This is a genomic window from Pectobacterium sp. F1-1 (assembly GCF_025643735.1).
Classification (GTDB): Bacteria; Pseudomonadota; Gammaproteobacteria; order Enterobacterales; family Enterobacteriaceae; genus Pectobacterium; species Pectobacterium colocasium.
The window spans coordinates 4,472,894-4,499,333 of the sequence record NZ_CP104733.1 but is presented as its reverse complement, the minus strand read 5'-3'; the positions used below and the strand labels follow the sequence as shown (position 1 = coordinate 4,499,333).

Below are 26,440 nucleotides of genomic sequence, written 5' to 3'. Positions count from 1 at the left end.
ATTCATCGTTGATATAAATTTTGCCAAATACCTGGCAGAAATATGAATATGGAAAAGTGGGTTTGCTATGTTTTCTGCACCGTTAAACTACGGAACAGTGAATATTGCCAGCCTACTTATCCATAATATTGCTCAGGTATGACGCAGCCTTGTTAAGTTGTCGCATAGGTGATGCTAATGGAAACGACACGGTTGTTAGATATTCGGGGCATGAGCGTTGAGTTTCCGGGGGTAAAAGCATTAGATCAAGTGGACTTCACGCTTAATCGCGGCGAAATAGTGGCGCTATTAGGGGAGAATGGTGCAGGAAAGTCAACGTTAATTAAGGCGTTGACCGGCGTTTACCATCGCTCAACGGGTGAAATTATCCTCGATGGTATAGCGATTAATCCTGTAAATACTGCCCATGCTCAGTCATTGGGAATTGGTACGGTATATCAGGAGGTTAATCTATTACCGAATCTGTCCGTTGCGGCAAATTTATTTATTGGTCGTGAACCCACACGTTGGGGCATCGTTGATCAACATAAAATTCTGCGCCAGGCCGAAGCGATATTATTGAATTATGGGTTGGCGATTGATGTTAGCCATCCGCTTGGCAATTACTCCATCGCAGTGCAGCAAATTGTCGCCATTGCCAGAGCTATCGATCTCTCTGCTAAAGTTTTAATTCTTGATGAACCCACCGCCAGTCTTGATGCAAAAGAAGTTGAGATGCTGCTGGATATATTGCGGAAATTGCGCGACCGTGGAATTGGCATGATATTCGTCACGCATTTTCTGGATCAGGTTTATCGTATTAGCGACAGAATTACAGTTTTGCGTAATGGACGATTGGTGGGGACATTGCCGGTCGAGGAATTACCGCGTATTGAATTAGTCCAAATGATGCTGGGGCACAGTTTTGATGAAACGTTATTGAAACGGGGTGAACACAGTGACGTCGCCGGGGATCCCATTGTGCACTTTAAACACTATGGTCGACGTGGTTCGATTAATGACTTCGAACTTTTCGTGCGTCCAGGAGAAATCGTTGGCCTTGCTGGTCTACTGGGTTCCGGTCGGACAGAAACCGCGCAGCTGATATTTGGTATTAACGTGCCTGATGCCGGAGAAGCCTGGGTTGATGGCAAACCAGTCAGCATTCGCACGCCGCGTGCAGCAGGAAAGCTGGGTTTTGGCTATTGCCCTGAGGATCGCAAGACTGACGGTATTGTCGGCGCGGCAACGGTACGAGAGAACATCATTCTGGCGCTTCAGGCGCAGCGGGGCTGGCTGAAACCCATTTCCTTACGTGAGCAAACCCGTATTGCTGAAAAGTTTATCAGCCTGTTAGGGATTCGCACGCCCAGTCCAGAGCAGGAAATTCAATATCTATCGGGGGGGAATCAGCAAAAAGTCCTGCTATCGCGCTGGCTGGCAACCGAGCCGCGCTTCTTGATTCTGGATGAGCCAACGCGAGGAATCGATGTTGGCGCGCACGCTGAAATCATTCGCCTAATTGAAAAACTGTGTGAACAGGGGATGGCGTTACTTGTGATCTCTTCTGAACTGGAAGAGCTGACCGGTTATGCCGATCGCATCATTGTGCTACGTGACAGACAGCACGTTGCGCATCTCGAACATAGTGAGATCTCGGTTGCCGCAGTGATGCAGGCAATCGCGGTACAAACGGGGGCGGTGGATGACAGACAATAACATCAAACCTGCCAAGAAAGTGCGCCTAACGTTTACCAAGGGCGTGCCGCAGCTTCTGGCGCTGGTCGCGATTCTGTTGATTGACAGCATGGTCGCGCCAAACTTCTTCTCCCTTCACATTCAGGACGGGCGCTTGTTCGGTAGCCTTGTCGACATTCTTAATCGCGGGGCACCTGTTGCATTGCTGGCATTAGGCATGACGTTGGTGATTGCTACTGGCGGTATCGACTTATCGGTTGGCGCCGTCATGGCGATTGCGGGAGCAACGGCCGCAACGTTGACTGCGGCTGGTTATCCACTCCCTTCTGTGCTGCTGACTGCGTTATTGGTTGGCGCACTGTGCGGGTTGTGGAACGGTTTTCTGGTTGCGGTGCTACAGATTCAGCCGATTGTTGCGACGTTAATGCTAATGGTTGCCGGGCGCGGCATTGCTCAACTGATTACTGAAGGCCAGATTATTACCTTTGATAACGTTGGGTTGGCTAAGTTGGGCAACGGGGCTCTGTTCTATCTGCCTATGCCGGTGATTATTGCCTGCGTGGTGTTGTTGGCGCAGTGGGTTCTGACGCGTAAAACGGCGCTTGGGTTATTTATCGAATCTGTCGGGATTAACCTACGCTCAGCTCGTAACGCCGGTGTGAGTACGAAGCTGGTATTAATCGTGGCTTATGTCATATGCGGCGTGTGTGCCGCCGTAGCGGGCGTTATTGTAACGGCGGATATCCGCGGTGCGGACGCGAATAACGCAGGGCTCTGGCTGGAATTAGACGCGATTCTGGCCGTTGTGATCGGTGGAGGCTCGCTACTCGGCGGTCGTTTTAATTTGCCGCTCTCTGTTGTTGGTGCATTGATTATTCAGAGTATGAATACTGGCATCCTGCTTTCGGGCTATCGACCGGAATTCAATCTGGTTCTAAAGGCACTCGTCGTTCTGTTGGTTTTGGTTATGCAATCTCCGCGTATTTCGCTGCATCATCTGTTCAGGAGGAAAACATAATGTTGAAACGCCACTTCCCCCTGTTGATGACTATTCTGGTATTTATTGCGGGTTATTTATTCTGTCTTAGCCAGTTTCCAGGCTTTGCTTCGACGCGCGTTTTTTTTGATTTACTGACGGATAATGCGTTTCTGGGGGTCGTGGCGGTTGGGATGACGTTTGTCATTCTCTCTGGCGGGATCGATCTCTCCGTGGGGTCAGTCATTGCGTTTACCGGTGTGCTATTGGCCAAATTGATCGGGACATATGGCATCGATCCTTTCTTTGCATTCGCAATCGCGCTGGTGATGGGAGCCATGTTTGGCGGGTTAATGGGATGGATTATCGATACGCTCAAATTGCCCGCATTTATTATCACGCTGGCGGGGATGTTCTTTGTTCGAGGGATGAGTTTCATCGTCTCACAGGAGTCGATACCCATCGATCATCCGGTCTATAGCCAACTGGCGGGTTTAGCATGGCGCATGCCTGATGGGGGACGTTTTACCTTTCTGGCGCTGATTATGCTGATTGTTGTGCTGCTGGGGATTGTGATGGCACATCGTACCCGCTTTGGTAACCGTGTTTATGCGATTGGCGGTAATAGCTATTCTGCGGAGCTGATGGGGGTGCCTGTCAGGCGGACGACGATTCAGATATACATGCTTTCCAGTACGTTAGCGGTACTGTCAGGCATTGTGTTTTCGCTCTATACCTCGGCGGGCTATGCTCTGGCGGCAAGCGGCGTGGAATTGGACGCCATCGCAGCCGTTGTCATCGGCGGTACGCTATTGACCGGTGGTGTTGGAACCGTATTGGGAACCCTGTTTGGCGTACTGATTCAGGGCTTGATTCAAACGTATATCACGTTTGATGGCACCTTGAGCTCATGGTGGACAAAGATCGTCATTGGTTTCCTGCTGTTTGCTTTCATTGGGTTACAGAAAGCGTTAAGCACATTCTGGTTAGCCAGACGTGCTTAAGTCGGAGCTGGATGGATCAGGTATTCATTAAAATCGGCGTTTTCAGCAACTGACGAATCATCGTCTGCTGGTCGCTGTTTTGTAACCAAACGGCATAAAACGGGCGCACGACAGGTTGACTGTCGCCGACGATCCGCAGATTGGAATAGGTTTGTAGCCAGTGGCTAGGTAAGAACGCGCAACCGCCGGTGGTTTCAAGCAGCTGGCGGGTCAAGTGGGCTGATGTGGTGGTCAAAACAGGAAGCTGATCGCTGGCTAAGAGGCGATGTTCTTGCTGATGGAAGTCGGCGCCCCACTCTAATTTTATATAGGGCAATTCCTGTCCAGGCGGGTGTGCTTCTGCCGCGAACAGCGAAAGGGAAAAGTTTCCTAGCAGCTGGCTCGCCAACTCCTCCATTTTGGGTTGTTCGGTGGTAATTAACAGATCCAATTGACGCTCATGGAGTTGTTTTACCAGCGAATGACGTAAGGCAATGCGTGCCTCTAGCTGGAGCAATGGGCGCTGCTGGTACAACGATTGTAACCAGGGCGTCAGATAGGCTTCCCACAGCGAAGCGGTGGCTCCCACTGAAAGCAGGCTGTGCTGTTGCGAGCGTGCGACCTCTTTTTTAGCGATCTGCCAGGTACCGATAAGGCTTTCGGCATAGGGCAGAAGCCGCTCGCCTGCTGGTGTCAGGCGTATATTGTTCCGGTGGCGTGTGAATAGGTTGGCACCAAGCTGTGTCTCTAGCTGGCGAATCCGAAAACTCACCGCTGATTGCGTCAGATACAGGGATTCGGCGGCACGGCCAAAGTGTCTTGTCCTGCTGACTTCCAGAAAGGTTTTTAGTAATTCGGTATCCACGCCCATCTCCAAAAAAATTTTGTCGTAATGATTTAAATGTTTTGTTTTACACAATGTCAAGCCTATCTAATACTCCGCGCCATAAACAACACGACCATAGAAGAATTAGGAGCGTGTAAGATGGCAGAAAGCTTCTCTACCACTCATCGTTTTTTTGATAACAAGTTCTATCCGCGTGGTTTTTCCCGACACGGCGACTTTACGATTAAAGAAGCACAACTGTTGGAACGCCACGGTTACGCGTTTAACGAGCTGGATTTGGGTAAACGTGAACCGGTGACTGAGGAAGAGACATCGTTTGTCGCAATGTGCCGCGGTGAACGTAAGGCGGAAACGGAACTGGAAAAAATCTGGTCCAAATATCTGGATCGTATCCGTCGTCCTAAACGCTTCCATACCTTGTCTGGTGGTAAACCGCAGATGGATGCGGTGGAAGAATACACGGAAAGCGATGATTAATTAAGAATGGGGCATTAGCCCCATTTCCTTTTGTGGTGAGCACATCCAGCGCTCCCGCTATTCAAGGCTCTTGTGGAGCCGGATGAGCAATCGATCCATACTGCGATAGCTCAGCGCTTCGGCAAGATGTTTTCTCTCGATGTTGTCCCGACCGCCGAGGTCAGCGATCGTGCGTGCAACTTTTAATATCCGGTGCCAGGCGCGTACGGATAAGCCAAGTTTGTTCATCACCTCTTCCAGATAGGCGGCATCAGCCATCTCCAATTCACAGTGTTTTTCTATTTCGCGTGACGTGAGCAGGGCGTTGATTTTATTTGATCGCTTCAGCTGTATCTGCCGTGCGATCAGCACGCGTTCACGAATCGTCGCGCTACTTTCCCCCTGATAATGTTGCTGAGATAAAACCCCTGGTGGTAGCAAAGGAACCTCGATAGAAAGGTCAAAACGATCCAAAAAGGGACCGGACAGTTTGCTGAGGTAGCGCAGTATTTGTTGTGCTGGTAATCGGTTATGAATCCCCTGATAGTGGCCCGACGGACTGGGATTCATTGCGGCGACGAGCTGTACGCGTGCCGGGTAGCACACTTTGGCGCGTGTGCGGGAAATGATAATTTCACCGGACTCCAAAGGCTCTCGTAGTGAGTCTAAAACGCGTCGCTCAAACTCCGGTAATTCATCCAGAAACAGCACGCCGTTGTGGGCGAGTGAGATTTCCCCCGGTTTAGGTAGCGATCCTCCTCCTACGAGCGCAGCCATGGAGGAACTATGGTGAGGGGCTCTGAATGGCCTTGCTCGCCAGCGCGTCATGGTGGCATCGATGTTAATGAGGCTATTGATGGCGGCGCTTTCCAGTGCTTCTTCGTCGCTTAATGGCGGCATTAGATTGCCTAGCCGACTCGCCAGCATCGTTTTCCCTGTTCCCGGTGGCCCAGCAATAGCAGATTGTGGCCGCCAGCCGCCGCAATTTCCAACGCACGTTTAGCCTGCTCCTGACCGATGATATCCTTCAGATCGAGCGCATCTTCTTCTGACTGCGGAGCCGATAAGATGTCGGAGCACCTGAGCAATTCCTCTTCTCCGCTGAGAAAAGCACATACTTCCAACAAGTGCCCAGCCATGAGTGCCTCACCCTGCGGTATTAGCGTCATCTCCCGTTTGTTGTCATCTGGCAGGATAAGCTGGCGACCTGATTTTATGGCTTCCAGCGCGGCGGGAATCGCGCCATTGACGCCACGTAAGGTGCCAGACAGGCCAAGTTCGCCCAGAAACTCGTAGCGGCTTAGCTTTTCCCCATCGATTTGTTCTGATGCGGCCAGAATCGCCAGAGCAATCGGCAGGTCGTAGCGTCCCCCCTCTTTCGGTAGATCTGCGGGGGCGAGGTTGACCGTGATACGCTTTGCTGGAAAGGTAAATCCGCAATTGATGAGTGCGCTGCGCACGCGATCGCGCGCTTCCTTGACGGTGGTTTCAGGTAAGCCCACCAGCGTTAGGGCCGGTAGCCCGCTGCTGATATGCACTTCGATGTAAACATCCGGCGCTTCTACGCCAATCATTGCCCGAGTGTAGGTAACTGCCAATGACATGCTATTTCCCCTTTGCTGATGGCTTGCATCATGTCCGGTAGGGGAGAGGAAGTAGAGTCCGTCATCACCATCTTGCGCGACGGCGTCATAAAATATTGCTCTGTTTCAGCAATCGAGAAAATTTGTGCGCGATGCATCGCAATGATGGAGGGGGAACCGATCGCTTTACGTGATCCGACGACCGGTAGCATTGGTATTCATTTGCCATCTTTCTCGTAAAATGTTCATTTTTACGCCAATGAGCGAAAATAATTTGATGCGCGTCTACCTTATGATTACGTTGTATTTTTCCTATATCATAGGTTCTTCTTACCAAGAGCGATGAAAAAAAATGGTTGTCACGCCATGTCTGACTGTGATAACTCTGTAGGCATTCGTTCGACAAAAGATTAATGAACAACCTATTATGAAAGCCCTATCCCTAGTGATTAGCCTAGTCGTGATTAGCGTGGTGGTGATTATTATCCCACCGTGCGGGGCTGCACTTGGACGAAGAATGGCTTAGAAATCAAGGCCTAATTCAAGAAAACCCCCGCACCGAAAGGTCGGGGGTTTTTTGTTGTCAGCCTTAAACCACCTCCTCAGGAGGTGGTGATTGTCCCTGTGAGGCTATAGCCTGAAGGAAGCCCATGCCAGAAAATTCCAGCTTACTCACCACAAGTAAGAAGGAAATCACTGACATGAGCAGTTATAGAAGTTCAGCACATGTGTTTTGGCGTTGCAAATACCACTTGGTTTGGACCCCAAAATATCGCTACAAGATTTTAACGGGCACAGTAGGGAAAGAGCTTTACCGTTCGATTTACATACTTTGCAATATGAAAGATTGCGAGATATTGGAACTAAATGTTCAACCAGACCATGTTCATCTTGTAGTGATGGTTCCACCGAAACTCTCAATTTCAACGCTAATGGGCGTCCTGAAAGGGCGCACGGCAATTCGTCTCTACAATAAATTCCCGCATATAAGAAAGAAACTGTGGGGCAATCACTTTTGGGCTAGAGGATACTTTGCGGACACGGTGGGAGTGAACGAAGAAATTATCAGACGTTACGTGAGGTATCAGGATAAGAAAGACCAAGAGTACGAACAGCAAATGGAATTATTGCAGGATTAAAACGGACAAGGCCCCCTTCTAGGGGGCCCCACTTAAAGCCACCTCTTGAAGAGGTGGATTTTTACTGGGCGCAATCTATAACGGAAAGGAACAGAAAATGAACATCAGCATAAAATTCTGTTATTCCCATAAGATGTCGGGGAAATAACTATGAATGGAGCACAGTGGGTGGTACAAGCGTTGCGAGCGCAGGGAGTGGACACCGTTTTTGGGTATCCGGGTGGCGCGATAATGCCCGTCTATGATGCACTTTATGACGGCGGCGTTAAACACCTGCTGTGTCGCCACGAGCAAGGCGCGGCGATGGCGGCAATTGGCTATGCCCGATCCACGGGCAACGTGGGCGTCTGCATTGCGACCTCTGGCCCTGGCGCGACGAACCTGATCACAGGTTTGGCCGATGCGCTGCTGGATTCTGTGCCTGTAGTGGCGATCACCGGACAGGTCGGGTCGGCGCTGATTGGAACCGATGCGTTCCAGGAAATCGATGTGTTGGGGCTGTCGCTGGCCTGTACGAAACACAGTTTTCTGGTCGAGTCTCTCGAATCACTGCCGGAAGTGATGGCAGAAGCGTTCGCGATTGCTAATAGCGGCCGTCCTGGCCCTGTTCTGGTCGATATTCCTAAAGATATTCAACTGGCTATGGGCGATTTCACGCCGAATTTTGCGCCCGTTGCTAATGATGTTGAGTTCCCCGAGCAAGATATCGCGCAGGCACGAGCCCTGTTGGCGAAAGCACAAAAACCGGTCTTGTATGTTGGCGGTGGGGTCGGTATGGCGAATGCGGTTCCGGCACTGCGTGAATTCCTGAGTGTGGCAGATATCCCTTCCGTTTCGACGCTGAAAGGTTTGGGTGTCGTGGATGCCAATCACCCCTATTACCTCGGTATGATTGGTATGCACGGCACGAAAGCGGCGAACCTGATTGTGCAGGAATGCGATCTGTTAATCGCCGTCGGAGCACGTTTTGATGACCGCGTGACAGGCAAACTGAATGCCTTCGCGCCTCACGCCAGCGTGATCCACATGGATATCGACCCAGCGGAGTTGAGTAAATTGCGCCATGCCAATGTGGCATTGCAAGGCGATTTGAAGACGATATTACCGGCACTGCAACAACGGCTGAACGTCAATGCATGGCGCCAGCAGGCGACCATGATGAAAGCGGAATACCCGTGGCGTTATGATCATCCCGGTCAGGCGATTTATGCGCCTGCGCTGCTGAAAACGATCTCTGAACGAATGGATGCGGACACGGTAGTGACGACTGATGTGGGCCAGCACCAGATGTGGGCTGCGCAGCATATGACGTTCAGCCGCCCTGAGAATTTCATCACTTCCAGCGGCCTCGGCACCATGGGATTCGGTGTACCAGCGGCGGTCGGTGCGCAGGTTGCGCGCCCAGATGACATGGTTATCTGCATTTCCGGCGACGGTTCTTTCATGATGAACGTTCAGGAACTGGGCACCATCAAACGAAAACGGCTGCCGTTGAAAATCGTGCTGCTGGATAACCAACGGTTGGGCATGGTACGTCAGTGGCAGCAGTTATTCTTTGATGAACGCTATAGTGAAACTGACCTCTCCGATAACCCTGATTTCCTGACGCTGGCAAGCGCATTTGATATCCCCGGCCAGCGCATCACCCGTAAAGATCAAATTGATGTCGCGCTGGATGCCCTGTTTAACAGCGAAGGACCCTATTTACTGCACGTCTCGATCGATGAATACGAAAACGTCTGGCCGTTGGTTCCGCCGGGTGCGGGTAACGAAACGATGCTCGATAGAACCTAATGGGCTCGATAAACCCGAATAGGCTCGACAACAGCCAATAATGGCCGACTTACACAGAATAAGTGCTGGAGACAACAGAATGACACATCATCAACTTTCGATTCAGGCACGCTTTCGTCCCGAGGTTCTGGAGCGTGTATTGCGTGTTACCCGCCATCGCGGTTTCAAAGTTTGCGCGATGAATATGGTGCAAACTACCAATACCGATCACATTAATATTGAACTGACCGTTGCCAGCCATCGTTCGGTAGATTTATTGTCAACACAATTGAGTAAGCTGTTGGATATTGCCTGTGTTGACATTCAACCGATGACGACATCACAGCAGATCAGCGCCTAACGCATAAAAGAGTAAGGAAAAAAAAGAATGACAAAAAAAGCGGATTACATTTGGTTCAATGGCGAGATGGTTCCATGGGCTGAAGCAAAAGTACACGTGATGTCGCACGCCTTGCATTATGGCACTTCCGTGTTTGAGGGCGTTCGTTGCTACCATTCACACAAGGGCCCGGTGGTTTTTCGTCACCGTGAGCACATGCAGCGCCTGCGTGATTCGGCAAAAATTTATCGTATGCCGGTCGAACAAAGCGTGGATGAACTGATGGAAGCCTGCCGTGAAACGCTGCGTAAAAATAACCTGACCAGCGCCTATATTCGCCCGCTGGTGTTCATTGGCGATGTCGGTATGGGTGTGAATCCACCAGACGGTTATAAAACTGACGTGATCATCGCGGCGTTCCCGTGGGGCGCGTATCTGGGTGAAGAAGCGCTGGAAGCGGGCATTGATGCGATGGTGTCGTCCTGGAATCGCGCTGCGGCGAATACGATTCCGACTGCGGCTAAAGCAGGCGGTAACTATCTTTCCTCTCTGCTGGTGGGTAGCGAAGCCCGCCGTCACGGCTATCAGGAAGGGATCGCGCTGGATGTCCACGGCTATGTTTCTGAAGGTGCTGGCGAGAACCTGTTTGAAGTGAAGGATGGCGTCATCTTCACGCCGCCATTCACCTCTTCGGCGCTGCCGGGCATTACGCGTGACGCCATCATCAAGCTGGCGAAAGATGCGGGATATGAAGTGCGCGAGCAGGTGCTGTCCCGTGAGTCACTCTATCTGGCGGATGAAGTGTTCATGTCCGGTACGGCGGCGGAAATCACCCCAGTGCGCAGCGTAGACGGTATTCAGGTCGGCATCGGCAAACGCGGTCCGGTCACCAAAGCTCTGCAACAGGCGTTCTTTGGCCTCTTCACGGGTGAAACCGAAGATAAATGGGGCTGGTTGGATCCGGTAAATCAGTAATCAATTAAGACAGTCAGGCGGTGATACGTTCCGTCATCGCCCAATTTGTAATTTTTGGAGTAATAGAGCATGCCTAAGTACCGTTCAGCCACCACCACGCACGGCCGTAATATGGCCGGTGCCCGAGCCTTGTGGCGCGCCACCGGGATGACCGACAGTGATTTTGGGAAACCCATTATTGCTGTGGTTAACTCCTTCACCCAATTCGTGCCTGGCCACGTACACCTGCGCGATCTGGGTAAACTGGTTGCCGAGCAGATCGAAGCTTCTGGCGGTGTCGCGAAAGAATTCAACACTATCGCAGTGGACGACGGCATCGCGATGGGCCACGGCGGTATGCTCTATTCTCTGCCTTCCCGTGAACTGATTGCCGACTCGGTAGAATACATGGTGAATGCCCACTGCGCGGATGCGATGGTGTGTATCTCCAACTGTGACAAAATCACCCCAGGGATGCTAATGGCGTCGCTGCGTCTGAATATTCCGGTGATTTTCGTTTCTGGCGGCCCGATGGAAGCGGGGAAAACCAAACTCTCCGATCAGATCATCAAGCTGGATCTGGTCGATGCGATGATTCAGGGGGCAGACCCGAAAGTCTCTGATGAACAAAGCGAACAGGTGGAACGTTCTGCCTGTCCTACCTGCGGTTCTTGTTCCGGTATGTTTACCGCTAACTCTATGAACTGCCTGACCGAAGCACTGGGTTTGTCTCAGCCGGGCAACGGTTCGCTGTTGGCGACGCACGCCGACCGTAAGCAACTGTTCCTGAACGCAGGCAAACGCATTGTCGGTTTGGCGAAGCGTTACTACGAGCAGGATGATGAAAGCGTGCTGCCGCGCAACATCGCCAATAAAGCCGCATTTGAAAACGCCATGATTCTGGATATCGCGATGGGCGGTTCCACCAATACCGTTCTGCATCTGTTAGCCGCGGCACAGGAAGGTGAAGTGGACTTCACCATGACCGACATCGACAGACTGTCACGTCAGGTTCCGCACCTGTGTAAGGTGGCGCCGAGTACGCAGAAATACCACATGGAAGACGTACACCGTGCGGGCGGCGTGATCGGTATTTTGGGTGAGCTGGACAGGGCTGGTCTGCTGAACCGTGAAGTAAACAACGTGCTGGGCAAAACGCTGCCGGAAACGCTGGAAGCCTACGACGTCATGCTGACGCAGGATGACAGTGTGAAAAGCATGTATTCCGCTGGCCCGGCGGGTATCCGTACGACCAAAGCGTTCTCGCAGGATTGCCGCTGGGACTCACTGGATACCGATCGTCAGGAAGGCTGTATTCGTTCCCGCGAATTTGCCTACAGTCAGGACGGCGGTTTGGCCGTGCTGTACGGCAATCTGGCAGAGAATGGCTGTATCGTGAAAACCGCAGGCGTGGATGAAGGTAGTCTGGTTTTCCGTGGTCCAGCAAAAGTGTATGAAAGTCAGGATGATGCGGTAGACGCTATTCTGGGTGGTAAAGTCGTGGCGGGTGATGTGGTTGTGATTCGCTACGAAGGGCCAAAAGGCGGGCCGGGCATGCAGGAAATGCTGTATCCGACCACCTATCTGAAATCGATGGGATTAGGTAAAAGCTGCGCGCTGATTACCGATGGTCGCTTCTCTGGCGGTACATCAGGTCTGTCTATCGGCCATGCCTCTCCTGAAGCGGCCAGCGGCGGGACCATTGCCCTGGTACAGGACGGTGACACCATCGCGATTGATATTCCGAACCGCAGCATTGCGCTGGTTCTGGATGATGCGGAGTTGGCGAGCCGCCGCGACGCGGAAGAAGCACGAGGCGAACACGCCTGGACGCCGCACAATCGTGAACGTCAGGTGTCTTTTGCGCTGCGAGCGTACGCCAGTCTGGCAACCAGCGCGGATAAAGGCGCTGTGCGGGATAAAAGCAAGCTGGGAGGCTAATGCTGATGGCTGTGTCACAACCTCTTCCTGCCGCGCCGGGAGGCGCGGAGTACCTGCGGGCGATCTTGCGCTCGCCAGTGTATGAAGTTACGCAGGTCACACCGCTGGAGAAGATGGAGAAGATCTCTTCGCGGCTGGGTAATGTCATTCTGGTAAAACGTGAAGACAGGCACGCGGTGCACAGCTTTAAGCTGCGCGGCGCGTACGCCATGATGGCGGGGCTGAGCGACGAGCAGAAGTCACACGGTGTGGTGACGGCGTCTGCGGGTAACCATGCGCAGGGCGTGGCGCTCTCCTCCACCAAGCTGGGGATTAAATCGCTGATTGTGATGCCCGTGGCGACGGCCGATATCAAAGTGGATGCCGTGCGCGGTTTTGGCGGCGAAGTGCTGCTATACGGCGCGAACTTTGATGAAGCCAAGGCGAAGGCTATTGAGCTGTCACAGCAGCAGAAAATGACGTTTCTGCCGCCGTTCGATCACCCAGCGGTGATTGCGGGTCAAGGTACGCTGGCGCTGGAATTGTTACAGCAAGATGCCCATCTGGACCGCGTATTTGTGCCCGTCGGCGGCGGCGGTCTGGCGGCGGGGGTTGCCGTACTGATTAAACAGCTGATGCCACAGGTGCAGGTGATCGGCGTGGAAGCGGAAGATTCCGCTTGTCTGCGCGCGGCGCTGGATGCCGGGCAACCGGTCGATCTGCCGCGTGTCGGGCTGTTTGCCGAAGGCGTTGCGGTGAAGCGCATCGGCAATGAAACCTTCCGCCTGTGTCGGGAATATCTGGATGACGTGATTACCGTCGACAGCGATGCCATCTGTGCGGCCGTGAAAGATCTGTTCGAAGATGTTCGTGCGATTGCTGAACCGTCTGGCGCGCTCGCGCTGGCGGGGATGAAAAAATACATCCAGCAGCATCAGATTCAGGGGGAGCGTCTGGCGCATATTCTGTCCGGTGCGAACGTGAATTTCCACGGATTACGTTATGTTTCAGAGCGTTGCGAACTGGGCGAACAGCGCGAAGCCTTGCTGGCGGTGACAATCCCCGAGAAACAGGGCAGCTTCCTGAAGTTTTGCCAACTGCTGGGCGGCCGCTCTGTTACCGAGTTCAATTATCGCTACGCCGATGCTAAAGACGCCTGCATTTTTGTCGGTGTACGTCTGACGCGTGGCTATGCAGAGCGGCAGGAGATTATTGCCGAGCTGTCTGCGGATGGTTATGAAGTGGTGGATTTGTCCGATGATGAAATGGCGAAACTGCATGTTCGCTATATGGTCGGCGGACGCCCTTCCAAACCGCTTCAGGAACGGCTTTATAGCTTCGAGTTCCCAGAGTCGCCGGGGGCGTTACTGAAATTTTTGCAGACGCTGGGCACGCACTGGAATATTTCTCTGTTCCATTACCGCAGCCACGGTACGGATTTTGGCCGCGTGTTGGCCGCGTTCGAGCTGGATGCGGGCGATCGGGAATTCGAGCAGCACCTACAGGCGCTGGGCTATGAATGCCACGATGAAACCAATAACCCAGCGTTCCGCTTCTTTTTAGCAGGTTAATTACTGAGTGTTCCCCTAACGCCGCCGATGGTGTTTCGCCGTCGGCGGCGTTATCTTTAATGCCATCTGACAGCAACAGGGATGGCATCTCTTTATGGCAACGCAGTTCACAGGTTTTTCTCAAGCGGGTTTAACGTTTCTTCAGCAGGTGCGTCAGTACAACGATAAAGCGTGGTTTGACGAGCATCGTGCAATTTACGACGAACAACTGGTTGCGCCGTTCCGCACGCTGGTGGATGAGCTCAGTCTGACTATGTTGCAGATTGACGACCGTTTTGAAACGCGTCCTGCCATCGGCAAAACGCTCTCCCGTATTCACCGTGACACACGCTTTTCTCACGATAAATCACGTTATCGCAGCCATATGTGGCTCACTTTCAAACGTACTCGCAAAGACTGGACGGACGCGCCGGTGTATTTCTTTGAAATCACACCGGATACTTGGCGTTACGGGCTGGGCTATTACAGCGCGACGCGTAATACGATGGACCTATTCCGTCAGACGCTGCGCGGGAATCCGTCACAGTTTCTTGAAGTGGCGAGTTGTCTGGGCAATACCTTCACGCTGGAAGGCGAAAGCTACAAACGCCCGCTGATTAAAGGTCAGGATCCGGAGTTGGCTGACTGGTATAACCGTAAGTCGTTTGCTGCGATATGTACCCGACAGGATATGGACGCGCTGTTTTCCGGCGATCTGGTGACGCTTCTGTCACAGGGTTTTACCCAGCTTGAACCGCTCTATCATTACCTGATGAATGTCGAGACCATGAAGAAAGCCGCGCAGGAAACGGAGTCCGATGCGCGGGCATTTTCGCCGGATAAGTGGTTTGAACGCTAGAGACAAAGTGAGCCAACGCTACGGCGCTTTCTGCGGCTCCTGTGGGGTTTTATCGCGCTCCAGCAAATAGTTAAACAGGTAACCTTCTTCCCGATTGCTGCCGAAGGTGGCGATTTGCAGATGATCGTCGTCAATGCAGGTGAGCAGTATTTTCACCTGCTGACCGAAGCTGCTTTCGCCTTTGCCAATCGCTTGTACATCGCTCATCTGACGGGCCGTGAAGGCAGAGTCATCCAGCTTGTTACCGTAGCGGAATGCAATGGATGCGCCGCCCTCAATCTTGCCGCGCTGGTTGGTCATTGTCAGGCTGACGGCGTGATAGGGCGCTTTCTGATCGTACATTTCCCGAAAATAGTCCCCCAGATCGCGGTACTCTTCGGCGGAAAGCCCTGACATCACATACTCGTAGCTGAATGAACCGTGGAAGCAGGACGTGCTTTTCACGGGCGTAATCGGGGACGGCAATGCGTGCTGTGCGATGTCATTCAGGTAGCGCAGACGATTGAGCTGTTGCTGATAACGCTGGCGTAGGCAGTCTTCGTCTTTGCACTGGTCACGGGTGGTCAGCCAGTTGCGCTGAAACTGGTTGAGCGTTTTTTCCCACGGTGCGCTGTTGCTATAGGCTGTCAGAAACGCGCGGGATGTTTTCCATACTTGCGCCAGTTCTTCATCCAGTTGTCCAAGCAGTGGGCTGGCGCAAATCAGTTTTTCCTGCGTCGAGGCGGCTTTGTCGCAGGGGAAGCTGGCGGCCTGGACGCGGTTGCTGAGGGAGACCAGCGTCACCCCGACGGCGATAAGGGTAGTGAAGGCTATCTTCATGGCGTGTCCTGTAATATATCCCAAAAGGCGGCAATCAGCGGTTCGCTAAGCCGTTTTTTCTGTACGCAAACACCCAGTTCAAGCGGTTCCATCACCTGCTCGACAAAGACGGAGACGCGGTTGCGTACCGGCTCTGGGCTGTTTTCCAGTACCACGTTGGGAATCAGCGCGATACCGCAGCCTAGCGCAACCATCGATACCATCGCTTCATGCCCGGAAATGGTGGCGTAGATTTGCGGATTGGTGATGTGGTTGCGTCGGAACCATAGATCGATGCGCTTACGCACCGGGCCATGTTCTGGCAGGATGAAGGGAATTTGCGACCAGTCTGGATTCGCCTGACGCGCCAGTGACTGCACGGGGCAAGGGAGCGCCGGGATGATCAAGGCCAGAGGGAGTTTGTCGAGCGGCATGAAATCCACGCTGACAGGCAGGGCTTCCGGGCGACCTGCAATCCCCAAATCCCCCTCATTCGACTGAATTTTCTCAACGGCATCGGCGGCATCACCGGTCATCAGCTTGATTTCCACCAGCGGGTGCAGCGCCCGGAAGCGATCCAGAATCGGTGGAAGATGGCTGTAGGCAGCGGTGACGGAACAGAAGATGCGCAGCTCGCCGCTTAACGACGGCCCGTGCGCGTCTATCGTGTGGCGTAGCTGCTGGTATTGCAGCAGCGTTTGCTGGGCGAACAGCTTCAGATGCTCTCCGGCATCGGTGAGCTGCACGGTGCGGTTATCGCGCAGGAACAGTGTCTGCCCTAAATCCTCTTCCAGCCGCTGAATTTGCCGCGACAGTGTCGACGGGCTGATGTGCATCGCCTTGGCGGTACGACCAAAGTGTCGGCTTTCCGCCAGATGCAGGAATAATTTGAGATCACGTAAATCCATGCGACGCAGGCCCCGTTTTTTATCTTTCAGCCGTTTTATATCTTGCAACTGCTTTTTATCTTGCAAATAGTGCAATATGACGTTGCTAATATATCAATTTCAGCAACGCAATTCCTGTCATATGATGGGGTCATAGTGAATTCCCATCTGGCGGGAATCCTTTCTCGAATAATAGACAAACAAAACCGTATACGGAGCACGACATGGCTAACTATTTCAACACATTAAACCTGCGTCAGCAGCTGGATCAATTGGGCAAGTGCCGCTTTATGGGGCGTGATGAATTTGCCGATGAGGCGAGCTACCTGAAAGGGAAAAAAGTGGTGATCGTCGGCTGTGGCGCTCAGGGCCTGAACCAGGGTCTGAACATGCGTGATTCCGGTCTGGATATCGCTTATGCCCTGCGTGCTGAAGCCATTGCAGAAAAACGTGCATCATGGCGCAAAGCGACCGAAAACGGCTTCGCCGTTGGCACCTACGAAGATCTGATCCCACAGGCTGATCTGGTGGTTAACCTGACGCCAGACAAACAGCACTCCGCTGTGGTTCAGGCGGTACAGCCTCTGATGAAGCAAGGCGCGGCGCTGGGTTACTCTCACGGTTTCAACATCGTTGAAGTCGGCGAACAAATCCGTAAAGACATCACCGTTGTGATGGTGGCACCGAAGTGTCCAGGTACGGAAGTACGTGAAGAATACAAACGTGGTTTCGGCGTACCGACGCTGATTGCGGTTCACCCGGAAAACGATCCGAAAGGCGAAGGCATGGCGATTGCTAAAGCCTGGGCTGCGGCAACCGGTGGCCACCGTGCTGGCGTGCTGCAATCCTCTTTCGTTGCGGAAGTGAAATCTGACCTGATGGGTGAGCAGACTATTCTGTGCGGTATGTTGCAGGCAGGTTCTCTGCTGAGCTTCGACAAACTGGTTGCGGAAGGCACCGATCCGGCTTACGCAGAAAAACTGATTCAGTTCGGCTGGGAAACTATCACCGAAGCGCTGAAGCAAGGCGGAATTACGCTGATGATGGATCGTCTGTCTAACCCTGCGAAACTGCGTGCTTACGCGCTGTCTGAGCAGTTGAAAGGCATCATGGCACCGCTGTTCCAGAAACACATGGATGACATCATCTCCGGCGAATTCTCCAGCGGCATGATGGCCGACTGGGCGAACGATGACGTTAAACTACTGACCTGGCGTGAAGAGACCGGTAAAACGGCATTCGAAAACGCACCGCAGTTCGACGGTAAAATCGCTGAGCAGGAATACTTTGATAACGGCGTGCTGATGGTTGCGATGGTGAAAGCGGGCGTTGAGCTGGCGTTTGAAACCATGGTGAGCTCCGGCATCATCGAAGAATCCGCTTACTACGAATCCCTGCATGAGCTGCCGCTGATCGCCAACACCATTGCGCGTAAGCGTCTGTATGAAATGAACGTGGTTATCTCTGATACCGCAGAATACGGCAACTACCTGTTTGCGAATGCCGCGGTTCCATTGCTGAAAGGTGATTTCATGGATTCCTTGCAGCCAGGCGATCTGGGCAAAGCCGTCGCGGGTACTGAAGTGGACAACGCGCAACTGCGTGATGTTAACGAAGCTATCCGTAACCACCCAATCGAAACGGTAGGCCGCACGCTGCGTGGCTACATGACGGATATGAAGCGTATCGCCGTTGCGGGCTAATGCCCTTGTGAAGGTGAGCTAATGTTCATGCCGCACATACAAAATATGTGCGGCATATTTTTTACCTTCTTCTGATACCCGCCATACTCACGATGCGTCGAAGCGTGGCTGGCGAGAAGCACGAGCCAGTTCCGTGGTTAACACCGTTTTGGTCATCCGCACACAGTAAGACGGCATACCTCTTTCAAAACGCCACCCCTCAGACAGGGCACCAGCGTCTACCACATCAAATCCAAACGCGTCATAAAGCTCAGCCACAAGCGTTTTTCCTTGAATGTCATCACCTGCAAGCGGTAGCGCGCGTCGGTCGGAGTGACCCGTGGGTAAACCGTCGCTTTCCAAATGTGTCATGGTGATCGCGTTAAAGGCTTTGATGATTTTTACACCGGGTAATGTGTCGGCCAGAAGCTCACTGGTCGTTGTCTGCTGTGTATCAAGAACCGCCACTTTCCCGTCTCGCTCCGGGTAATAGTTGACGGCATCAATGGCTAGTTTGCCTTCTAACGCCTGAGTAGGAAGGTTATCGATAGCGTAGAGAGGAACCGCGATGACGACAATATCGCCAAACGCGGCGGCTTGTGTTGGCGTTCCAATATCGCAACCGATCATAGGCCGTAGGCTGAAAAGCGTTTGAGGGTCGCGTGAGTTGCTAAGCATGACTTGATGTCCGGTTTGGATCGCCAATTTAGCGATTGCCCGCCCGACAAAGCCTGCCCCAATGATGCCAATTTTCATCTTTTCCACCTTTATGGTTGTGAGAAGAAAAGGCTAATCCTCTACTTATTGAAGATAAAGTGTGTTATCAGAAAGGAATAAACAACAAAAATGAGGGAATCATGGATCGGTTTACCAGCATGAACATTTTTGTCAAAACGGTGGAGTTGGGATCTTTTGCTGCTGCCGCTGATGCTCTTACCCTCTCGCCACAGATGGTCGCAAAGTATGTGGCGTGGCTTGAGACTCGACTGGGCTCCCGGTTGCTAAACCGTACGACCCGCCGTCAGAGCCTGACCGATATCGGCCAACGTTATTATGAACGTTGCAAAGTGGTTCTTGCTGAATTGCAGGCCGCCGATGATATTGCGCGGGAAATGCAGACGACGCCTTCGGGAATTATTCACGTTAACGCGCCTGTTACCTGGGGATCGCATCTGCTTGCGCCGTTTATCACTCGTTATCTCGAATGCTATCCAGAGACGCAGATTGCGTTAACGTTAAACGATCGTCTGGTTGACCCCATTGAGGAAGGGTTTGAAGTGATTATCCGTATCGGACCGTTGACCGATAGTACCATGATCGCCTGGCCGCTTCAGCCTTACTCACTTATTGCCTGCGCATCGCCAGATTACGTCGCACGTGCGGGTCTGCCTGATACACCATCAAGCCTCGTAAACCATACTTGCCTGATTTATGGGGTGAAATCCCTCCTGACGCCTTGCCAATGGGTGTTCCAAAAGGAGGGAAAAACAGAAGAAGTCAGGCCGAAAGGGAGATTGTACGCCAATGACTGGAATGCGTTGCTGCATGCCGCCATCGAAGGGTATGGCGTGACACTCGGTCCAGAAGCCGTATTGCGCAAGGAAATCCAAAAAGGGCGTTTGGTTCAGGTACTGCCTGATTACAGCGGGCCTGTACGTCCTGTACACGTCATGGTGCCCTCTGCCAGACGGTCAACGGTTAAAGTGAAAACGTTTGTTGATGCAATCAGAACGAATTTCGGATAGCGATTCATCGTGATAAAGGCAATGGCTCGCTCACTGCCGCAGAGTATGGCGTAAAAAGGCCACCATATAAGATGAATACGGGTCACTTAAGCCTGTTATTAGGGGAAACACAGGGGGAGATTCCCGTAGGGAGGCCTCACCCCTGTGGTCGCCCCGTGTATCTCGATGCTTAAACGATCGGCATTAACCGTATAGGATGGCCAGCTATCATACTCGTATGCGTTTTGGACTATTGCACCGAGCGATACTTCGCTTCCGCCTGATTGAAGCGGTCGGTCATCGCTTTTGATGGCGCTTTACCCAGCAGGCTGACGACAAAAATGGTCAGGCTGTTGAAGAGGAAACCAGGGATGATTTCATACAGGCCCAGCCAGGCGTAGTGTTCCCAGATCAGCACGGTTGCTGCGCCCACAATCATTCCAAACAGGGCGCCGTTACGCGTCATACGCGGCCACAGCAGAGAAATCAGAATCACGGGGCCGAATGCGGCCCCGAACCCAGCCCAGGCATAGCTCACCAGACCCAGCACGCGGTTTTCAGGATTAAGCGCCAGCACGATAGCGATAATGGCCACTAACAGCACCATGGCGCGACCTACCCACACCAGCTCTTTCTGGCTGGCATTTTTGCGCAGGAACGGCTTGTATAAATCTTCGGTGATGGCGCTGGAACAGACCAGCAGTTGGCAGCTCAGCGTACTCATCACGGCGGCCAGAATCGCAGACAGCAGCACGCCAGCAATCCACGGGTTGAACAGCAGCATGGACAACTCGATAAAGACGCGTTCGCTGTTTTGCGTCACGTTACCTGCCTGATCCGGGTTATTTTGGAAGTAGGCGATACCGAAGAAGCCCACCGTCACCGCACCAGCCAGGCAAAGAATCATCCAGGTCATACTGATGCGGCGTGCGCTGTGGATCGTATGGTGTGAATCGGCGGCCATAAAACGCGCCAGAATGTGCGGCTGACCGAAATAGCCCAGCCCCCAGCCCATCAGCGAGAGGATTGCGACAACATTCAGCCCTTTGAACATATCCAGATTGGCTGGGTTTTTCGCTTCAATCACCATCAGCGAGCTATCGATTCCCCCAAGTGACAGAATGACGATTACTGGCGTTAGGATCAGGGCGAAAATCATTAGGCTGGCCTGAACGGTGTCCGTCCAACTTACAGCCAAAAAGCCGCCGATAAAGGTATAGGCGATGGTGGCCGCTGCGCCTGCCCATAAGGCGGTGCCGTAGCTCATGCCAAAGGTGCTTTCAAACAGACGCGCCCCTGCGACCACGCCGGATGCACAATAGATAGTGAAGAAAATCAGGATGACTAACGCGGAAATGACACGCAGTAATTTACTGTTATCTTCAAAACGGTGGGTGAAATAGTCAGGTAGCGTAAGTGCGTTGTGGTTGATTTCGGTGTGGACACGCAGGCGTCCGGCGACCCATTTCCAGTTCAGGTATGCGCCTAACGTCAGGCCGATCGCGATCCAGCTTTCAGAAATACCGGAAATGAAAATGGCACCCGGTAACCCCATCAGCAGCCAGCCACTCATATCGGAAGCGCCTGCCGACAGCGCGGTGACCACGCTACCCATCCGACGTCCGCCCAGAATGTAATCGCCAAAGTTATTGGTGGCGCGGTAGGCAAACAGGCCGATGAGGACCATCCCGAAAATATACACCAGAAATGTCACCAGCATGGGTGTACTTATTGTCATTCAACTCTCCACATTATTTTTCGTGCCGCTGTCGCGGCGACGTTGTGTTTTATTGTCATCACTCAGGCCGGAACGAGGTCTGAAGGTGATAAGGGGGCAACCGCTCCATTTGTTAACAAGGTTGCACAAAGTTGCAACATGGTCGATATTGACGTTTTCCCGATGTGCATCTTCTAATGACAGGAGTGGACGCTATGGGCTTTACCACGATGGGTGTAAAACTCGATGAGGAAACGCGCGAACGCATCAAGGCTGCAGCACAGCGTATTGATCGCACACCGCACTGGCTGATCAAACAGGCTATTTTCCATTACCTCGAACGCCTCGAAAGTGGCCTCGACACTCCTGAAACACCGCAATGGGCGAATGTCAGCCACATTGAAGCGGAAGAGATTATGCCGCAATCTCGGGAAGAAGAAACCCACCAACCCTTTCTTGATTTCGCTGAGCATGTCCTTCCCCAGTCCGTTATCCGCGCCGCCATTACCTCTGTTTACCGCCGCCCCGAAAGTGAACTGGTCCCCATTTTACTTGAACAGGCAAGACTTACCGATGAAATGTCGGAATTAACGCAGAAACTGGCCTATCGGCTGGCGGAGCAATTACGCAGCCAGAAAGCGGGAAGCGGGCGTGCGGGCATTGTGCAAGGGCTGCTACAGGAATTCTCACTTTCTTCTCAGGAAGGGGTGGCGTTGATGTGTTTAGCCGAAGCGCTGCTGCGTATTCCTGATAAATCCACGCGCGATGCGCTGATCCGCGACAAGATCAGTCGGGGGAACTGGCAGGCGCATCTTGGTCATAGCCCGTCGCTTTTTGTGAATGCCGCAACCTGGGGGCTGCTGTTTACCGGAAAACTGGTGGCGACACATAACGAGGCGCACCTGTCGAATTCGCTGAACCGCATGATCGGGAAAAGCGGCGAACCGCTTATCCGCAAAGGCGTTGATATGGCCATGCGGCTGATGGGAGAGCAGTTTGTGACTGGCGAGACCATCGGTGAAGCGTTGGCGAATGCCCGTGAGCGAGAGGAAAAAGGCTTCCGCTACTCTTACGATATGTTAGGTGAAGCGGCGCTGACGGAGCACGATGCCGTCGCGTATCTGGCAGCCTATCAGCAGGCGATTCATGCCATTGGTAAAGCCTCGAACGGGCGCGGAATTTACGAAGGGCCGGGCATCTCCATCAAGCTATCGGCGCTGCATCCTCGCTATAGCCGGGCGCAGTATGACCGCGTAATGGAAGAACTCTATCCGCGTTTGTTGACGCTGACACTGCTGGCGCGTCAGTACGATATCGGGATCAACATTGACGCGGAGGAAGCGGATCGACTAGAGATCTCACTCGATCTGCTGGAAAAACTCTGCATGGAACCGCAACTGGCGGGGTGGAACGGTATTGGGTTTGTCATTCAGGCTTATCAGAAACGCTGTCCGTATGTCATTGATGTGCTAATTGAGCTGGCACAGCGCAGCCATCGGCGGCTGATGATTCGTCTGGTGAAAGGCGCGTACTGGGATAGTGAAATCAAGCGGGCACAGGTTGACGGGCTGGAAGGCTACCCTGTCTACACGCGTAAGGTCTATACCGATGTGTCGTATCTGGCGTGCGCCCGCAAGCTGCTGGCCGTACCGAATCTGATTTACCCGCAGTTCGCCACGCACAATGCGCAGACGCTCAGTGCGATCTACCACATGGCGGGCAATAATTACTATCCCGGCCAGTATGAGTTTCAGTGCCTGCACGGCATGGGGGAACCGCTCTATGATCAGGTGGTGGGGACGGTTGCTGACGGCAAGCTGAACCGTCCGTGTCGTATTTATGCACCTGTCGGAACCCATGAAACGCTGTTGGCTTATCTGGTGCGACGTCTGCTGGAAAACGGCGCGAATACCTCGTTTGTTAACCGCATTGCGGATACCTCAATGGCGCTGGAAACGCTGATTGCCGATCCGATTCGTGGCGTAGAGGCGCTGGCAAAAGTGGAATGGAGCATGGGCGCACCGCATCCCAAGATTCCTCTGCCACGTCAGCTATATGGGCGGGAACGGCAAAATTCGAGCGGGCTGGATCTCTCGAACGAGCATCGGCTGGCTTCTCTCTCCAGCGCGTTGCTGAATCATGCGTCACACCCGTGGTATGCCGCACCGATGATTGAGGGGGAAAGCGAGGCGAGTGAAGAAAGGCCTGTCGTGAACCCCGCGGATGTGCACGATGTCGTGGGTTACGTTCTCGATGCCTCGGTGGCGGATGTTGAGCAGGCGGTAGACGCAGCGGTACATGCTGGCACCATTTGGTTTGCGACGCCACCCGCAGAGCGTGCTGCGATATTGAATCAGGCCGCCTCGCTGATGGAAGGGCAGTTGCAAAGTCTGCTGGGGCTGCTGGTGCGGGAAGCGGGTAAATCCTTCAGTAACTCGATTGCGGAAGTGCGCGAAGCGGTGGACTTCTTGCGCTATTACGCAGGTCAGGTCCGCGACTCGTTCACCAATGACACCTATCGTCCGCTGGGGCCGGTGGTGTGCATCAGTCCGTGGAATTTCCCGCTAGCGATCTTCACCGGACAAATTTCTGCCGCACTGGCGGCAGGAAACAGCGTGCTGGCCAAACCGGCTGAACAGACGCCGCTGGTTGCGGCACAGGCGGTGCGTATTTTACATGAGGCGGGCATTCCTCTGGGCGTACTGCAACTGCTGCCTGGGCAGGGTGAAACGATTGGTGCAGCGTTAGTCAATGATGAGCGGGTACGCGGCGTAGTGTTTACCGGATCGACGGCCGTGGCTAAAACGCTACAGCGCAGTATTGCTGGCAGGCTCGATCCACAGGGACGGGTGACGCCGCTGATTGCCGAAACTGGCGGCCTGAATGCGATGATTGTCGATTCCTCTGCGCTGACGGAACAGGTGGTGAATGACGTGATCGCCTCTGCGTTCGATAGCGCCGGACAACGTTGCTCCGCGCTGCGTCTTTTGTGTCTGCAAGAGGACATTGCGGATCGCACGTTGGCTATGCTGCGTGGCGCGATGGCAGAGTGTCGAATGGGGAATCCTGAACGCTTATCGACCGACATCGGCCCGCTGATTGACGCGGAAGCGAAAGAGAACGTGGAGTTGCATATTCAGGCGATGCGGGCGAAAGGCCATACCGTATTTCAGGCTGCGCACCCGCAGGATGAGGAAACCTGGCGGCACGGGACGTTTGTGAAACCGACCCTGATTGAACTGGGCAGTATAGACGAGTTGAAAAAAGAAGTTTTTGGTCCAGTTTTACACGTTGTTCGCTATCAAAGCCAGCAGTTGGATACCGTGATTGAGCAAATTAACGCAACGGGATACGGCCTGACGTTGGGCGTGCATACCCGCATTGATGAAACCATCCAGCGTGTGACGGGTAAGGCGAGGGTGGGCAACCACTATGTGAATCGCAATATGGTCGGTGCTGTTGTTGGGGTTCAGCCATTCGGTGGTGAAGGCTTATCAGGAACCGGGCCAAAGGCAGGCGGACCGCTTTATCTGTATCGCTTGTTGGCACATCGGCCGGATGAGGCGCTCGCGAAAAGCTTCGCACAGCGGGATCGTGAGCAGGCCCCCGATGTTTCTGCCCGAGCGTCGCTGCTGGCAGGGCTACAGGCGCTGGAAGCGTGGGCGATTGCCGGCGAACGCCACGGGCTGGCGACGCTGTGCCAGCGTTATAGAGAATATAGTGTAAGCGGGATAACGCGACTGCTGCCGGGGCCGACAGGAGAAAGCAATACCTATACGCTGTTGCCGCGTGAACGGATTTTATGTCTGGCGGATAATGAGGAAGACCGCCTGATTCAGACGGCGGCGGTGTTGGCAACGGGCGGGCAACTCCTGTGGCCGGCAGGTGAGCAGGAGAAAACACTCTATGAGCATTTACCCGCCGAGGTACAGTCGCATATTCAGCTCACGCCTGACTGGCAGCGGCACGGCGTCTCTTTTCATGGCGTCATTTACCACGGCGATGCCGATCGGTTACGGCAGTTGAGTACAACGCTTGCAGAGCGCGATGGCCCGATTATCCTGCCGCTGGGTTATGCGCAGGGCGATACCCACGTTCAGCTTGAGCGCCTGCTGACCGAGCGTGCTCTGAGTATTAATACTGCGGCAGCGGGCGGCAACGCCAGCCTGATGACGATAGGCTAAGAAAAAAAACGCGCCAGCCCAGAAGGTCGGCGCGTTTTTTCTATTTATGTGCGTCGATGTAATGACTTAGTTGCGGTATAGCACCTTGATCACATGGTAACCAAACTGGGTTTTCACCGGACCAAACGGTTTCAACAATTCGCAGGAAAACACGGCCTTATCGAACGCTGGCACCATGTCGCCTTTACGAAATTCACCTAAATCACCGCCGTTGCGTTTTGACGGGCAGGTGGAGTGTTTTTGCGCCAGTTTCTGGAAGTCTGCGCCTTTTTCCAGTTGAGCAAGAATGTCGTTAGCCTGCTGTTCGGTGTCCACCAGGATGTGCAGAGCTGCTGCGGTATTTGCCATGTTGTTACCTTTTTTGCAAAAGAGATTCCTGCGCGCAATGTAA

Annotated in this window: 21 protein-coding genes and 1 pseudogene; 15 read left to right on the top strand and 7 right to left on the bottom strand. The window is 53.3% G+C overall.

Going from position 1 to position 26,440, the window contains the following annotated elements; all coding sequences use genetic code 11:
• The first annotated feature begins 177 nt into the window (after positions 1 to 177).
• From ytfR to yjfF, 3 genes are read left to right on the top strand one after another with little or no spacing between them, the layout of a single operon-like run.
• On the top strand, positions 178 to 1,698 hold the full coding sequence (gene ytfR, locus NAL19_RS20195) for a galactofuranose ABC transporter, ATP-binding protein YtfR (protein ID WP_263058264.1): 1,521 nt from the start codon (positions 178 to 180) through the stop codon (positions 1,696 to 1,698).
• On the top strand, positions 1,685 to 2,695 hold the full coding sequence (ytfT, locus tag NAL19_RS20190) for a galactofuranose ABC transporter, ATP-binding protein YtfT (RefSeq protein ID WP_263058263.1): 1,011 nt from the start codon (positions 1,685 to 1,687) through the stop codon (positions 2,693 to 2,695). Before ytfR ends, ytfT begins: the two co-directional genes overlap by 14 nt.
• Positions 2,695 to 3,657: a galactofuranose ABC transporter, permease protein YjfF gene (yjfF, locus tag NAL19_RS20185; protein WP_263058262.1), complete on the top strand. Its 963-nt coding sequence runs from the start codon at positions 2,695 to 2,697 to the stop codon at positions 3,655 to 3,657. The genes ytfT and yjfF overlap by 1 nt, the downstream gene beginning before the upstream one ends.
• Before the next feature lie 16 nt (positions 3,658 to 3,673).
• Here yjfF and hdfR read toward each other — a convergent pair whose 3' ends face one another.
• Positions 3,674 to 4,501: an HTH-type transcriptional regulator HdfR gene (gene hdfR / locus NAL19_RS20180; protein ID WP_225086144.1), complete on the bottom strand. Its 828-nt coding sequence runs from the start codon at positions 4,499 to 4,501 to the stop codon at positions 3,674 to 3,676.
• A gap of 120 nt (positions 4,502 to 4,621) precedes the next feature.
• On the opposite strand from hdfR, the gene NAL19_RS20175 reads away from it, so the two are divergent.
• A complete protein-coding gene (locus tag NAL19_RS20175; RefSeq protein ID WP_102119500.1) occupies positions 4,622 to 4,960 on the top strand; it encodes a DUF413 domain-containing protein in 339 nt (112 codons plus the stop codon).
• 57 nt (positions 4,961 to 5,017) lie between these two features.
• On the opposite strand, the pseudogene NAL19_RS20170 reads toward NAL19_RS20175, so the two are convergent.
• Positions 5,018 to 6,543, bottom strand: a pseudogene (locus tag NAL19_RS20170) (YifB family Mg chelatase-like AAA ATPase).
• Positions 6,544 to 6,949: 406 nt separating this feature from the next.
• Here NAL19_RS20170 and ilvL point away from each other — a divergent pair.
• The 8 genes from ilvL (at position 6,950) to NAL19_RS20130 (ending at position 15,057) form a co-directional block, all read left to right on the top strand.
• Positions 6,950 to 7,048 (top strand): ilv operon leader peptide, encoded by a 99-nt coding sequence (gene ilvL / locus NAL19_RS20165; protein ID WP_071531109.1) that lies wholly within the window; start codon positions 6,950 to 6,952, stop codon positions 7,046 to 7,048.
• Positions 7,049 to 7,223: 175 nt separating this feature from the next.
• Positions 7,224 to 7,661: an IS200/IS605 family transposase gene (tnpA, locus tag NAL19_RS20160; RefSeq protein WP_263059751.1), complete on the top strand. Its 438-nt coding sequence runs from the start codon at positions 7,224 to 7,226 to the stop codon at positions 7,659 to 7,661.
• Positions 7,662 to 7,811: 150 nt separating this feature from the next.
• Positions 7,812 to 9,455 (top strand): acetolactate synthase 2 catalytic subunit, encoded by a 1,644-nt coding sequence (gene ilvG, locus NAL19_RS20155; RefSeq protein ID WP_263058261.1) that lies wholly within the window; start codon positions 7,812 to 7,814, stop codon positions 9,453 to 9,455.
• Positions 9,456 to 9,534: 79 nt separating this feature from the next.
• Positions 9,535 to 9,795 carry an acetolactate synthase 2 small subunit gene (gene ilvM, locus NAL19_RS20150; RefSeq protein WP_005969103.1) on the top strand — a complete coding sequence of 87 codons (261 nt, stop codon included), beginning with the start codon at positions 9,535 to 9,537 and terminating at the stop codon, positions 9,793 to 9,795.
• A 27-nt stretch (positions 9,796 to 9,822) separates the two neighbouring features.
• Positions 9,823 to 10,749 carry a branched-chain amino acid transaminase gene (locus tag NAL19_RS20145; RefSeq protein ID WP_263058260.1) on the top strand — a complete coding sequence of 309 codons (927 nt, stop codon included), beginning with the start codon at positions 9,823 to 9,825 and terminating at the stop codon, positions 10,747 to 10,749.
• Positions 10,750 to 10,818: 69 nt separating this feature from the next.
• Positions 10,819 to 12,669 carry a dihydroxy-acid dehydratase gene (ilvD, locus tag NAL19_RS20140; protein ID WP_225086139.1) on the top strand — a complete coding sequence of 617 codons (1,851 nt, stop codon included), beginning with the start codon at positions 10,819 to 10,821 and terminating at the stop codon, positions 12,667 to 12,669.
• A gap of 5 nt (positions 12,670 to 12,674) precedes the next feature.
• The gene (gene ilvA / locus NAL19_RS20135) at positions 12,675 to 14,219 is read left to right on the top strand and encodes a threonine ammonia-lyase, biosynthetic (protein WP_263058259.1); all 1,545 of its coding nucleotides are present in this window, start codon (positions 12,675 to 12,677) and stop codon (positions 14,217 to 14,219) included.
• A gap of 94 nt (positions 14,220 to 14,313) precedes the next feature.
• Positions 14,314 to 15,057 (top strand): DUF2461 domain-containing protein, encoded by a 744-nt coding sequence (locus tag NAL19_RS20130; RefSeq protein WP_263058258.1) that lies wholly within the window; start codon positions 14,314 to 14,316, stop codon positions 15,055 to 15,057.
• Positions 15,058 to 15,075: 18 nt separating this feature from the next.
• Here NAL19_RS20130 and NAL19_RS20125 read toward each other — a convergent pair whose 3' ends face one another.
• Positions 15,076 to 15,876: a lysozyme inhibitor LprI family protein gene (locus NAL19_RS20125; RefSeq protein ID WP_263058257.1), complete on the bottom strand. Its 801-nt coding sequence runs from the start codon at positions 15,874 to 15,876 to the stop codon at positions 15,076 to 15,078.
• Positions 15,873 to 16,763, bottom strand: a complete 891-nt coding sequence (gene ilvY / locus NAL19_RS20120; RefSeq protein ID WP_225086135.1) for an HTH-type transcriptional activator IlvY — start codon at positions 16,761 to 16,763, stop codon at positions 15,873 to 15,875. Before ilvY ends, NAL19_RS20125 begins: the two co-directional genes overlap by 4 nt.
• A gap of 203 nt (positions 16,764 to 16,966) precedes the next feature.
• On the opposite strand from ilvY, the gene ilvC reads away from it, so the two are divergent.
• Entirely contained in the window at positions 16,967 to 18,445 is a 1,479-nt protein-coding gene (ilvC, locus tag NAL19_RS20115) for a ketol-acid reductoisomerase (protein ID WP_225086134.1), read from the top strand.
• An 87-nt stretch (positions 18,446 to 18,532) separates the two neighbouring features.
• On the opposite strand, the gene NAL19_RS20110 is transcribed toward ilvC, so the two are convergent.
• Complete coding sequence (locus NAL19_RS20110; protein ID WP_263058256.1) at positions 18,533 to 19,180, bottom strand: NADPH-dependent F420 reductase; 648 nt, start codon at positions 19,178 to 19,180, stop codon at positions 18,533 to 18,535.
• A gap of 101 nt (positions 19,181 to 19,281) precedes the next feature.
• Here NAL19_RS20110 and NAL19_RS20105 point away from each other — a divergent pair, with 101 nt between their 5' ends.
• Positions 19,282 to 20,169, top strand: coding sequence for a LysR family transcriptional regulator (locus tag NAL19_RS20105; protein ID WP_225086132.1), 888 nt, complete (start codon positions 19,282 to 19,284; stop codon positions 20,167 to 20,169).
• Positions 20,170 to 20,398: 229 nt separating this feature from the next.
• Here NAL19_RS20105 and putP read toward each other — a convergent pair whose 3' ends face one another.
• Positions 20,399 to 21,886 carry a sodium/proline symporter PutP gene (putP, locus tag NAL19_RS20100; RefSeq protein WP_263058255.1) on the bottom strand — a complete coding sequence of 496 codons (1,488 nt, stop codon included), beginning with the start codon at positions 21,884 to 21,886 and terminating at the stop codon, positions 20,399 to 20,401.
• A gap of 194 nt (positions 21,887 to 22,080) precedes the next feature.
• On the opposite strand from putP, the gene putA reads away from it, so the two are divergent.
• A complete protein-coding gene (putA, locus tag NAL19_RS20095; protein WP_263058254.1) occupies positions 22,081 to 26,049 on the top strand; it encodes a trifunctional transcriptional regulator/proline dehydrogenase/L-glutamate gamma-semialdehyde dehydrogenase in 3,969 nt (1,322 codons plus the stop codon).
• A 66-nt stretch (positions 26,050 to 26,115) separates the two neighbouring features.
• Here putA and ppiC read toward each other — a convergent pair whose 3' ends face one another.
• Positions 26,116 to 26,397 carry a peptidylprolyl isomerase PpiC gene (gene ppiC, locus NAL19_RS20090; RefSeq protein WP_015842110.1) on the bottom strand — a complete coding sequence of 94 codons (282 nt, stop codon included), beginning with the start codon at positions 26,395 to 26,397 and terminating at the stop codon, positions 26,116 to 26,118.
• Positions 26,398 to 26,440: the final 43 nt, after the last annotated feature.

Bases quoted from the DNA above. Each gene is read 5' to 3' on its own strand.
- ytfR (WP_263058264.1), top strand. From the start codon at position 178: ATGGAAACGACACGGTTGTTAGATATTCGGGGCATGAGCGTTGAGTTT.
- ytfT (WP_263058263.1), top strand. From the start codon at position 1,685: ATGACAGACAATAACATCAAACCTGCCAAGAAAGTGCGCCTAACGTTT.
- yjfF (WP_263058262.1), top strand. From the start codon at position 2,695: ATGTTGAAACGCCACTTCCCCCTGTTGATGACTATTCTGGTATTTATT.
- NAL19_RS20175 (WP_102119500.1), top strand. From the start codon at position 4,622: ATGGCAGAAAGCTTCTCTACCACTCATCGTTTTTTTGATAACAAGTTC.
- ilvL (WP_071531109.1), top strand. From the start codon at position 6,950: ATGAAAGCCCTATCCCTAGTGATTAGCCTAGTCGTGATTAGCGTGGTG.
- tnpA (WP_263059751.1), top strand. From the start codon at position 7,224: ATGAGCAGTTATAGAAGTTCAGCACATGTGTTTTGGCGTTGCAAATAC.
- ilvG (WP_263058261.1), top strand. From the start codon at position 7,812: ATGAATGGAGCACAGTGGGTGGTACAAGCGTTGCGAGCGCAGGGAGTG.
- ilvM (WP_005969103.1), top strand. From the start codon at position 9,535: ATGACACATCATCAACTTTCGATTCAGGCACGCTTTCGTCCCGAGGTT.
- NAL19_RS20145 (WP_263058260.1), top strand. From the start codon at position 9,823: ATGACAAAAAAAGCGGATTACATTTGGTTCAATGGCGAGATGGTTCCA.
- ilvD (WP_225086139.1), top strand. From the start codon at position 10,819: ATGCCTAAGTACCGTTCAGCCACCACCACGCACGGCCGTAATATGGCC.
- ilvA (WP_263058259.1), top strand. From the start codon at position 12,675: ATGGCTGTGTCACAACCTCTTCCTGCCGCGCCGGGAGGCGCGGAGTAC.
- NAL19_RS20130 (WP_263058258.1), top strand. From the start codon at position 14,314: ATGGCAACGCAGTTCACAGGTTTTTCTCAAGCGGGTTTAACGTTTCTT.
- NAL19_RS20125 (WP_263058257.1), bottom strand. From the start codon at position 15,876: ATGAAGATAGCCTTCACTACCCTTATCGCCGTCGGGGTGACGCTGGTC.
- ilvY (WP_225086135.1), bottom strand. From the start codon at position 16,763: ATGGATTTACGTGATCTCAAATTATTCCTGCATCTGGCGGAAAGCCGA.
- ilvC (WP_225086134.1), top strand. From the start codon at position 16,967: ATGGCTAACTATTTCAACACATTAAACCTGCGTCAGCAGCTGGATCAA.
- NAL19_RS20110 (WP_263058256.1), bottom strand. From the start codon at position 19,180: ATGAAAATTGGCATCATTGGGGCAGGCTTTGTCGGGCGGGCAATCGCT.
- NAL19_RS20105 (WP_225086132.1), top strand. From the start codon at position 19,282: ATGGATCGGTTTACCAGCATGAACATTTTTGTCAAAACGGTGGAGTTG.
- putP (WP_263058255.1), bottom strand. From the start codon at position 21,886: ATGACAATAAGTACACCCATGCTGGTGACATTTCTGGTGTATATTTTC.
- putA (WP_263058254.1), top strand. From the start codon at position 22,081: ATGGGCTTTACCACGATGGGTGTAAAACTCGATGAGGAAACGCGCGAA.
- ppiC (WP_015842110.1), bottom strand. From the start codon at position 26,397: ATGGCAAATACCGCAGCAGCTCTGCACATCCTGGTGGACACCGAACAG.